We start from the raw sequence: 11,111 nt of genomic DNA on the forward strand, positions 1-11,111 counted from the left end.
GCCAACACATCACCCATGCAGCGTGTTGGGCACACACCCGCCGTCACTTCGAAAAAGCATTGGATTATCATCCTAAAGAGGCGCAAACCGCCTTGGCTGAAATCCAAAAGCTGTATAAACTGGAAGCGCACATACGAAAACACGCGCTTAACGCTGACGATACCGTCCAATATCGGCTCAAACATAGCGAGCCTACCATTGCTGCATTATTCAACTGGCTATACGAGCAACGCCAACGCCCAGAGTTATTGCCTAAAGACCCTTTCAGCAAAGCTTTAGCTTATGCCTATGAGCGCCAATTAAAAATTATCGACGTGAGTTTGAATTTTATGATGGGCTGGAGGAGTCTAAGGTTGTTGAACTGCGTTTTGCAGGGCAAAAGGTAGCCTCTGTAAAAGATAAATTTGGTAGGCGCTTGAACAACGCTCGATTAGAGCCTGTTCAAATAGCCCGCATTGGTAACGATTCGAAGCAAGATAGGGAATTTGTTCCCCTTGATAAGTTTCCTGCTATGTTAAAAGACACTTTGCTAGTGGTGGAAGACCGTAATTTTTATGAGCACCACGGTGTCTCTGTTTTTTCTATTTTACGCGCTTTGTATACCAATATTAGAGCAGGGCGAACAGTCCAAGGCGGTAGTACATTAACGCAGCAACTCGCTAAAAATATATATTTAACCCGTGAACGTTCGCTGCTGCGAAAAATAAGTGAGGCGTTTATAGCGCTTATTCTGGATTATCGTTATTCAAAAGACCAAATATTAGAGGCCTACTTAAACGAGGTTTCTTTAGGGCAATCGTATAACCAAGGCGTGCATGGCATGGGCTGGGCTGGGCGTCTGAGTTTTATTTTTCAAAACCCGTTGATGAGCTTGAATACGACCAAATAGCGCTGCTAGTAGCTATGGTAAAGGGCCCGTCCTATTACAATCCTCGCCGTTATAAAGAGCGCACTATGGAGCGTCGCGATTTAGTGCTTCGCCTTATGGTAGAAAACAAATTAATAAGTACAAAGGAATACCGAGCATCGCTAAAGCGCTCAATAGACATTGCGCCAATGAAAGAAAGTTTACAATAATCATACCCAGGGTGTTTAGAATTGGTAAACCGTGAATTAAATAAATTACTACCCGATCAGCAAATATTAGATGCTGGCGTTAGAGTTTTTACTTACTTTGATTTACAAAAACAAACAGCAATGGAAAATTCGGTTGAGAAAAGCTTACCGTATTTAGAGAAACGCCCTAAAACAGATAAACTTGAAGTGGCTATTATCTCTGTAAACTCATAAGGGGGGTGTATCGGCCCTTGTAGCAGGGCGTGACGTTCGATATTCAGGCTTTAATAGAGTGCTGGATACAAAGAGAAATATAGGATCTTTAGTTAAGCCCGCAGTTTATTTAACAGCACTACAATCACCAAATTATAATTTAGCCACATTACTTGATGATTCTCCGTTACAGGTAATAAACGAAGAAGGTAATGTATGGCAACCTGAAAATTTTGATCGCCAATACCGTGGTGTAATCCCACTTTATCAAGCATTTAGTAATAGTATTAATATTCCTGCTGTTAATTTAGGCTTAGATATAGGAGTGGATAAAGTTGCAAACACGCTTAAATCACTCGGAGTGGAAGATCAAATAGATGAATACCCGTCTTTACTCTTAGGTGCTTTAGAGTTATCTAGTTTTGATGTTGCCCAGCTTTACACCACCATAGCAAATGATGGCGAATATAAGAAGTTGACGTCTATATCAGCACTTACCGACTCGGTAGGTAACGTGCTATATAAACATCATGTGAGTGCAGAGCCTCGTTTTGAGGAAGCTTCTGTGTACATGACCAAATATGCAATGAAGCGTGTAACAAAAGACGGGTCAGCAAGGGGGTTAAACTTACACTTTCCGTCTATTCAATTAGCTGGCAAAACTGGCACCAGCAACGATTTGCGCGACAGCTGGTTTGCTGGATTTGACCAAAATACGGTAACTGTTGCATGGCTTGGCCGCGATGATAATATAAGCATAGGTTTAACTGGCAGCGTAGGGGCGCTTGAGGCTTATATTCGTTATTTAAAACCACTTAACCCACAAGCTATTGCTGATACTCGTCCACCTTCAATTCGTTAGGCTTTTGTAAACGAGCGCACAGGTAAACAAGCTCCGCTAGGATGTGGCAAAGTGATACAGCTTCCATTAAGAGTGAGTGAATTTGAGCCAAGGCCGCGCTGTATAAAATGACAACCCAAACAACACAGCCGCTATTTAGCGGCTGTGTTGTTTATAGATATTAATAACTAAGATTTAAAAAAGCGCATTGACGTTGTTAAGTCGTTCGATAAGCGTGAGAGCTGCTCCGCGTCTTGCAGCGTCGATTGTGCTGAGACGAGTGTGTGGTCAGCCAAGTTATTAACTTCTTGCGAGTCATTTAGAGCCTGAGTTGTCGCATTGGCTTGTTGTTTTACTCGTTCAGCGATTACCTCGCCTTGATGCTTTATATCACCCATACTACTTTCCGCACTTTGCAGTACCGTATTTGTTTGGTTTGCGGCTTCAACAGATAACTCCATTTTTTCAACGCTTGAACGCATTTTAACTTGTGTATCGTCAGATGCTTTTTGCAGAGAGCTGATAATTTGGTGAATTTCTTGTGTTTGTGTTTGAGTACGTAACGCAAGTGTTCTTACCTCATCTGCGACTACCGCAAAACCTCGTCCGTGTTCACCGGCTCTGGCCGCTTCAATTGCTGCATTTAGCGCTAATAAGTTTGTTTGGTCGGCTATTTCACTGATCCCTTTACTGACTTTGCTTATTTCTTGGCTATCTTGGGCTAGTCGGTCGAGTGCTTGTTGGCTTTCGGTAAACTCCATTTTTAAATCTTGCATATATTGAGCAAGCTCCATGGTATTGCTCGACCCTTCTTTTACATGCTCTGCGGCATTTTGAGCGGTGAGGGTTGCTTGATGAGCCGATTCTTCAATTGTATGTGCAGTTTGCGCCATATCGCTTAATGCATGGCTAATTGCATTTACCCGCGTTTGCTGTTTTATTACGTCGTCGCTGGTTTGGCTACTGGCATGCGAAAGAGACTTAGTGGCATCGCAGAGTGCTTTTGTGCTGGTTTTAACATCTGAAAGTAAATGTGAAAAGGCATTGAGTAGAGCGTTATATTGCTCAGCAATAACGCTCATTTCGTCCTTCCCGATTGAGTTAAGGGTTGCTTTCAAGTCACCGTTAGCCGCTTTAGTGGCTGCTTTAGTGAAGCGACTTATGGTATCAACGACTGCAAAATAAAACCCAACCATTAAATAAAGTGCAAATAATAAACTCACTATTGAGGCAACTAATACGGTGTTTCGGGTCCACTGCTGGGTTTGTAATTTATTACTAATTAACGATTCTAGAGTTGGAATACTGATGTTGATTAAAGTGCTAATATTTTTTTGAACATCGTCAGTGAGTGCTGAAAATTCACGCTGAGTTAACTCTATATCGTCGGGTTCTAGTAGCTTTTTATCTATCGCGTTCTTAAATGCTGAGACTGATTTTTGTAGTTCATTTAAAGTGGGAAAAAGCGCTTTATTTACCGATTTATCCGCTGACGTTGCAATAGCTAGTGTTTTTAAAAGTTGCTGCTCAAATTGGGGTAACGATTTACTTAGGTTTGAAAGTGCAATAAAGGTATCTGGTGTAAATTGGTTATTGTTCAGTACTGTATTTGCGCTCGCGGCAGTTAGGTTTATTTGAGTGATAAAAGCAGGGACACGGGTTACCAATGCACGATTTAAATAGGCGCTGGCAAGTTCGCTATCTAGCGCTAAGTTAGATTGAATAGACACAAGTTCAAGCACATCGTCTACTTCGCTGTCTTTAATTTTAAAGCCCAGCGAGCGTGCCACATTTATATTTTTATCGGTTGTCCCTTGTATTTGATTGGTAAGTATTGCCCGGTAGCCTTTTAAACCTTGCTGTTCCATTTTCGACACATCAATACTTTTACTCAATAACGACACCAAAAAAAACATGCTTAGTGCTAGTGGGATCAAGAGAATGCCAAACGTGATGCTTATTTTAATTTTGTATTTTAAATTCGCCATTAAGCGCACTGCAGGCGCAGCTAACTGCCGTAATCCAGACATAAGACTCTCTTGTATTTAATAAAGCAGGGTGAAGATAAGTAGACCTTGTTATGCTTAAATATCATTCAATTATATCTATTTACAAATAAAAAAAGCCCTTAGAGGGCTTTTCAAACTGTTGAAAAAGCCCTAGACGAAAGTCTGGGGCTTTGATCTAATAGGCATAGTGAAATTCGGAGTGTTCACCATGCTTGCCCCAAAGTACCCACAACAATACGAGTTTGAAACCGTATATATCAATGAACTGGTGCCAGAAGACCACTTGGTTCGTTTGATTGATATGGCGATAGATTTTGAGTTTATCCGCGATGAAGTGGCTCACCTTTATTGCGCGTATCGATAGAGCCCGAGACACCTTCAAACTCAACCATATTGCCGTTGGTCTAGACGCGGGCTACTTCACCGCCGCGGTGTGTCATCACCTCGAAGAGCGTCAACTGATTGGTGTAATGGGGTATCGTCGCCCTACGAAAAAAAAGCTACTTCGCTAAGTGTGAGTATGTATACGACACAGAATCTGATACGTACACTTGCCCCCAAGGCCAGATTATTGCTTACAACACCACTAATCGCGAAGGCTACCGACAGTACCATTCTGATGCAAAGCAAAGCATAAACTGCCCCGTTCGCACGCAATGCACAAACAGTAAGAATCATGCCAAAGTCATTACTCGCCATGTCTGGCAAAAGAGTATTGAGAACGCGAATGAAGTCAGGTTAAGTGAGTGGGGTAAGAAGCAATATCGAACGCGAGCTGAAACAGTAGAACTAAGCTTCGCTGACGCAAAACAACATTATGGACATCGATACTGCCGCTATCGCGGAATAAGTAAGGTCTCGATGCAGTGTCTGCTCGCCGCTGCATGCCAAAACATGAAGAAAATGGCCTTAGCCAAGGCTGCATAAGCCTAAATACACTCAAATCTCGTTCGAATACCAGTTAATCCAGTAAATAACTCGCTTATTGCCCTCTAAGAACTCAACACTCAAACAAATACGCCTCATTAAAAAATATCCCGATCGCAGCCTTCGGCTGCTCAAAAAAATAAACCCCTCCGAAAAAAGAGGGGTTTATCATCAATCTGAAAAGCCCTTAAAGGGCTTTTTCAATCTTTAGTATTGATTGCCTGTTTTAAAAGTAGGTATATAAACCCCGTTTAGGCAATGCTTGCGATTAAAGTTTTGCGAAACAGCGCTCTGCTGCAGCCATAGCTATTGGATTACCAGACAGTGTTCCGGCTTGATATACTGGGCCAACAGGAGCAATGTAATCCATAATTTCAGTTTTGCCGCCAAATGCGCCTACCGGCATGCCGCCGCCTATTACTTTAGCTAAACATGTTAGGTTAGGTTTTATGTTGTAATACGCTTGTGCACCACCAAGAGCCACACGAAAAACGGTCATTACTTGGTCAAAAATAAGCACCGATTTGTATTCATCACATACTGCGCGCAGGCCCTCTAAAAAGCCTTCAACAAGTGGAATACAGTTCATGTTACCCGCTACTGGTTCAACGATAATACAGGCAATTTCGTCAGCGTATTTTTCAAAAATAACCTTCACTTCTTCAATGTTATTAAACGATACTGTTAATGTGTGTTTAGCAAGGTCTTCAGGAATACCTGGTGAATTAGACACGCCCATAGTTAATGCACCTGAGCCCGCTTTAACTAAAAGTGAGTTGGCATGGCCGTGGTAACAGCCTTCAAATTTAAGAATTTTGTCACGATTAGTAAAACCACGCGCTAGGCGAATTGCGCTCATAGTTGCTTCGGTACCTGAGCTAACCATGCGTACTTTTTCAATTGATGGTACAAGCGCTTTTACTTTCTCAGCCATTAAAATTTCAGCTTCAGTTGGCGCGCCATAGCTAAGGCCGTTCGAGTATAAGAAATATTAACGCTATGTACTACCCACCGTGTCAGATGTATTTAAGGCTAGTTGAACGCGTGTTGTTGAACGTGTGTTAAACGGGTACTTTTCAGAAATCAGTGAAGTAGTTGTCATCAAGACAGGCAAGTTAACTGGTCTTTGGTACTGAAATCTGCAATAAGATATGTGAAAGCCCTCACCCCAACAATTTGCGTGTTTAAGTAATGGTAGGTTTTTGTGGTTCATGCACCAAAGTCGAAGTCACGTTGAATGGTATAATCGCTGAATGCGTCAATGCTTGGTGGCGCACGAAGTGGCGGCGTACGGGGATTATTGCTCGCTTCCGGTAAATTGTGCTTGTCCAAATATGACAAAATTTTATTGATAATGATCGCGTCAGTTATGCAAGCAATGATCTTTAGCAATGCTTAATACCAGTCGGCCACGACTTGCAATGGCGTTGGGTCTTGTCGCGTCGACACCCACAGCACTAACGCTCTTCTCGTGGTTTCAACATCGTCATTTTCAGGAATAGGAAGTGATGCACCGTGCTTTCCCTCTAATTCCCCCATAGGTGCTTTGACATAATCAATAACCACAAAGTCATGGCTTAACACCCTGTTTGCATTCTCGCCGCGCTTTACTGAGGTCTTAATACCAAACCCGAGTAACGCCGCGTGCGCGACTAAGTCACTCTCTTCAAAGCCATCTTGCGATTTAACATACTGAGTGTCTATCTGACTGTTTCCTACCTCAGCCTCCAAGTATCCTGCTAACATAGGTACGCTTTGAGGTATTGGTTGACCTCGAAACCATCCATTCCATCCTTTGCCATTAAGCGCAAAGCCTGGTGTACCTACGGTTTTTGATTTTCCCACGCGTTTGTAATCGCGCTGTCTTACACTAAACGCCCTGTTAGCAAACGGGTCTTTCCAACCCAAGTAATCCCAGTAGTCCACGTGAAAGTTAATAGGCACGAGCGACTGCCACAGAGAGGTACTATCTACCATTGTCGACAGCCATTTTTCAGCAGGCGGGCAGCTGCTGCAACCTTGTGAGGTGTAGATTTCTAGTACCGTCGTTGGCGACGTTGAGCTGTAAAGCGTTATTGCCTTTTCTTCTCTTTTATTGCCACCTTCACCCTCTATTTCAGAATTATACGCATTTATCGTGTCTGTTGAGTTAATATGCCAGTCATAGTCAATAAAGCGTACTTTATAGTCGCTCGGTATAGGCGTTGTAAGGTATCGATTAATGTACTGCGGTAAATCTCGCGCTTTGCCAGAGTCGACAAAGTCTTCTGTGTAGAAGTCGAGTATTTCAGAAATATAGGCACGTTTTGCTTTATTATCTAAATAAAAATGCTTAGGTTTAGCAAAGAACTCCACCGTTAAACTTTCAAGCACCTCATTTAGATTATCGGCATAAAACGGCTCTTGGGGTAACCTTGGACAGTCTTTTACCATGCAGTTAAGCGCAAAGTGAACACGAGGCTCATTAAGCGGTCGAATCACGTCATTCTCGTAGTCGTATAAATTCGTCTCGTCGCCACCAATAACAACATCGCGAAACTTAAAGAAGCTAGCCCGGGAAAAAAAGCTGGTAAAGCCATCCGGTATATCTCGTTCAATAACCCCGTACATGGCCAATGCATTGTAGCTATTGATATGATAAGCCAGCACAGCTTCAGGTGTAGGAAACAATGAAGGCGTTTTGCTCGGGCTCACCGCGCCAATAGACGAAACGACATTTTCAAGCTTTGCCATGTCCTTTGATAACGCTTTAAAGTTTGTACGCCCTTGGTCATCTACATAGGTTTTAAGCACATACGCCCAGTCCTCTAGTGCTTTTTGATAGTCTTGCTTCATTTGCAAAGCAGTATCATTTGAAGCGGCAACACTAACGTTTGATGCCGGAAGCAAGTAAACCAGTGTGAGAGACAAGAAAAGTAAAAATGATGTCGATACTTTGAAGGCGACTTTAGACCATGACGATGTTTCGTAAGGTTTAATCATAGGGCTTTTTCCCCGGTAAAATGTGTTTGCTGCGTGCTCTCATTGGTGTCTTTCGACATAGCTGTTGGCGAATCGCCACTGAGAACAGTTATCGGAATAATGTTTTCACCGTTATAACGCTCGCCTTTGTAACGTTCGCTCAACGGTTCGTACTGCTTAACCTGTCCTCTTGCATTAGTATAGGAAAGCGGCTTTAAAATGTAGTCGTCACGTTGTGCATTATGCTGACACATTGATACAGGTCCATCTGCGGTCATAACCATAAAAGAACAGGCATCAACGCGTTCCTTAACCAGCCCATTGGCATCCATAAAATTTTGAACAAAAAAAGACAATTTATGCACTTTGCCCGCACTACGTATGAGGCTAGAACGCATTTCAAATAGTTTTTTACACGCAGCTTCTGTAAGGCGACCAATCCACCGCGGTTGCGCCAGCAATGCCTTGGTATAGTCTGCAATGATGCGCCACGTTCCATCCTGTCGAGTCGTTTGAATATGCTTAAAGTCTTCTATAAATTGGGCGAACAATGCAGCATCATCAACCACAGAATACACCGTGTTGTTTGAGACTAACGTGGGCATATAACTATGACAATCACTGTGACCAATGCGTACCTTTTCCCAAGGTAGAGACTTATTAATTGCACTTTCAATTGCGCCTTTAACCGTTAAAGGGTCTACCACATCGTTTCTAGCCCCCCACTCTCCTCGCCCAGTTTCAGCCTGCAACTGAAGTGAAGCAAAACTCACCGTGTCAGCGTGTCTAACGAAGAAGTCCACCAGCATGGGTAATTCTGCAAAGTTGCCGTTGTGAACTGTGGTATTAAAAATGACCATTAAGCCCAACCCTTTCGCGCGGGCAATGTATTCTTCTCTTATGGCATTAAGTGAGCGTTCGTCGTCATACCCCTTTCGCTCTTGCGTGGTGTCGACATGAAATGCAACGTCATTGAGCCCTGCTTTGGCGAGTTTTTTTAACAGCGCTCGAGAGGCTTCAATACCGTTGGTAAATAGCGCCGTATGCAAACCAAGCTTGTTAGCATACGCCACAATATCTATGAGCTCGCTGTGCTTGCGCAACGTAGGGTCGCCACCAGTAATTTGCACACTAGTACCAGGCCCGTAGTGCAAAAGGATATTGTCCAGCCGTTGAAAAACTTCCTGAATGGGAATATCACGAACCGCTTGCGAATGCTCAGACAAATAGCATAAGGTGCAATCTAGATTACACTTTTGTGTGATTTCTACAGCGACGCACCCTATTGTATGTGTGCGCCCAAGTAACTGATTAGGAGTGAAATGTTCACCCATGCGTTGTCTGGTATGAGCCAGTTGTTGTTCTCTTGTTTTAACTGGTGAACACGCCATGACGAAGCGCCTTTAAAAACTGCAACATAATCAAAAAGACCTTTTACTATGAGAAATTCTTTCACTGCTTGGTGTTTTTTTACGCTGCTAATTACGAATTTTCACTGTAGCGCGCTGGAAAATAGCCAGTCTAAAGACGCGCCAGAGCGTTATTATGATCACGTAGTGCGAGAAGTATTTTCAGACCCCTACCCTTTTCCTCCACAGTATGAAGTAAGTCGCGATCTCTTTGACAAAGGCAGAGAAAATATCCTTTTAAAACATGCAAAGCGCACGCTGTCGAGTAACGCTGATTTTGTTGAATTAGAAACCAAACAAAAACTGCTACAAGCCAACGGTATTTGTTTTGCGGGGATTTGGCGTATAGCAAACGATAGTCCTTATTCTGGGCTTTACGCCAGTAGCACCAATATACCGGTTATTGTGCGTGCTTCTGTTAGCTTAAGCGGCACAAAGCAAAAAGATAAAAGAGCCTTTGGCATGGCAATAAAGCTGTTTCCAGGCTCGCATGCAGATGGCATATCGACAGAGAACCTCTTTGTTATGCACTCTCTGGGGGGCACAAAAACAAAGCAAGTTTTGCGTTTAGCCATGACAAATGAACCTGCACTGGGTGAGTTACCGCCATTTAGTCAATTGCTGACAGCTTACCGTTTGGAAAGCGACTTAGAACAAGCCGATCAAGTGTTCAGTAAAGATAGGGCTAACGCGAGGTTTAGACCGGTTTCACACATAGGAAAAGTGGATGTGCGCAATGCACCAGTAAACACTCAAAAGGCTGAAAAGCGCTCTTTTTATGCGCCCCGCTGGCTAAAACTCATCCCCTCACCAGACACGGTGTATGTCGATAAAGACGATTTTCGAGAAGAGCTCAATGTTTTTCATTACCCAAACCATGAAATCAAATGGGAAATACACGCGGCTAATGAAAATGAGGCTGGCGTTGATAGCGCGTTATGGCAGCATATAGGGACGCTTACCGTTACAGCGTCAGTGGTCTCACTCACTTGTGATACTCGTCTGCATTTCAACCACCCAGCAATACCTTAGTGCAAATGAACTAGAACGACGATTTACCGCGCTTTACCGACTAGCATTTTTACTAAAACTTGCCTTACAGTAGTTGCGGTTATTTAAGGTAGTATTACATGTCCTCTACGTTGCGAAGATTAAGCCGTAGCCTGCATTTGTGGTTGTCTTTAGTCATTTTTATCCCTGTTGTGATTGTTATCGGCAGCGGTTTACTGCTGCAGGTAAAAAAAGAATTCGACTGGATTCAGCCTCCTACGAGTATGAGAAATATTAACGCTATGTACTCCCCACCGTGTCAGATGTATTTAAGGCTAATTGAACGCGTGTTAAACGGGTACTTTTCAGAAAGTGCTTTCTCACTCTCAAAACGTGATTGAAGCTTCTCCAGCTTACCTTTTAATTTTTCTGTGTCGGCAGTTCGAGATTGCCGATCAGCTCTGTCCAGCTCCATCAGGTAATTTGCGATGTCTTTTTCTGTGATTTCAATACACGACTTAATCAAACCGCGAGAGTAGTTCTTAGCAATGTTATTGCAGGCTTTGAATTTAGTGCCATCAACAGCCACGATAGCATCGGTGAACATATTTAGTTCACGGCATATCAACACAAATTGCTTGCAGACTTGCTGAATAGCTCTACTGTTATCCTTTCTGAAATCAGCAATGGTCTTAAAGTCAGGTG

6 protein-coding genes and 4 pseudogenes are annotated in these 11,111 nt (G+C 43.0%); 5 read left to right on the top strand and 5 right to left on the bottom strand.

The features are described from left to right. Positions 1–59 precede the first annotated feature (59 nt). Both GVO62_RS14675 and mrcB read left to right on the top strand, forming a co-directional pair. Positions 60–386, top strand: a complete 327-nt coding sequence (locus tag GVO62_RS14675; protein ID WP_236547178.1) for an IS66 family transposase — start codon at positions 60–62, stop codon at positions 384–386. After that, positions 299–2,242: pseudogene (mrcB, locus tag GVO62_RS14680) on the top strand (penicillin-binding protein 1B); the annotation flags it as partial. The gene GVO62_RS14675 and the pseudogene mrcB, both read left to right, overlap by 88 nt. 56 nt (positions 2,243–2,298) lie before the next feature. On the opposite strand, the gene GVO62_RS14685 reads toward mrcB, so the two are convergent. After that, the gene (locus GVO62_RS14685) at positions 2,299–4,140 is read right to left on the bottom strand and encodes a methyl-accepting chemotaxis protein (protein WP_159119869.1); all 1,842 of its coding nucleotides are present in this window, start codon (positions 4,138–4,140) and stop codon (positions 2,299–2,301) included. A gap of 187 nt (positions 4,141–4,327) precedes the next feature. Here GVO62_RS14685 and GVO62_RS14690 point away from each other — a divergent pair, with 187 nt between their 5' ends. Together GVO62_RS14690 and GVO62_RS14700 are read left to right on the top strand one after the other, a co-directional pair. Further along, the gene (locus GVO62_RS14690) at positions 4,328–4,483 is read left to right on the top strand and encodes a hypothetical protein (protein WP_159119870.1); all 156 of its coding nucleotides are present in this window, start codon (positions 4,328–4,330) and stop codon (positions 4,481–4,483) included. Further along, positions 4,464–5,031: pseudogene (locus tag GVO62_RS14700) on the top strand (transposase); the annotation flags it as partial. The gene GVO62_RS14690 and the pseudogene GVO62_RS14700, both read left to right, overlap by 20 nt. A gap of 310 nt (positions 5,032–5,341) precedes the next feature. On the opposite strand, the pseudogene GVO62_RS14705 reads toward GVO62_RS14700, so the two are convergent. The 3 genes and pseudogenes from GVO62_RS14705 to GVO62_RS14715 all read right to left on the bottom strand — a co-directional run. Further along, a pseudogene (locus GVO62_RS14705) lies at positions 5,342–6,022 on the bottom strand (glutamate-1-semialdehyde 2,1-aminomutase); the annotation flags it as partial. A gap of 419 nt (positions 6,023–6,441) precedes the next feature. Next, complete coding sequence (locus tag GVO62_RS14710; protein WP_159119872.1) at positions 6,442–8,028, bottom strand: DUF1223 domain-containing protein; 1,587 nt, start codon at positions 8,026–8,028, stop codon at positions 6,442–6,444. Continuing rightward, positions 8,025–9,398 (bottom strand): radical SAM protein, encoded by a 1,374-nt coding sequence (locus GVO62_RS14715; RefSeq protein ID WP_159119873.1) that lies wholly within the window; start codon positions 9,396–9,398, stop codon positions 8,025–8,027. The genes GVO62_RS14710 and GVO62_RS14715 overlap by 4 nt, the downstream gene beginning before the upstream one ends. Positions 9,399–9,446: 48 nt before the next feature. Here GVO62_RS14715 and GVO62_RS14720 point away from each other — a divergent pair, with 48 nt between their 5' ends. Further along, the gene (locus tag GVO62_RS14720) at positions 9,447–10,448 is read left to right on the top strand and encodes a hypothetical protein (RefSeq protein ID WP_159119874.1); all 1,002 of its coding nucleotides are present in this window, start codon (positions 9,447–9,449) and stop codon (positions 10,446–10,448) included. A 277-nt stretch (positions 10,449–10,725) separates the two neighbouring features. Here the strand turns inward: GVO62_RS14720 and GVO62_RS14725 are convergent. Then, a pseudogene (locus tag GVO62_RS14725) lies at positions 10,726–11,111 on the bottom strand (hypothetical protein); the annotation flags it as partial.

The organism is Alteromonas sp. KUL150 (assembly GCF_009811475.1).
GTDB lineage: Bacteria > Pseudomonadota > Gammaproteobacteria > Enterobacterales > Alteromonadaceae > Alteromonas > Alteromonas gracilis.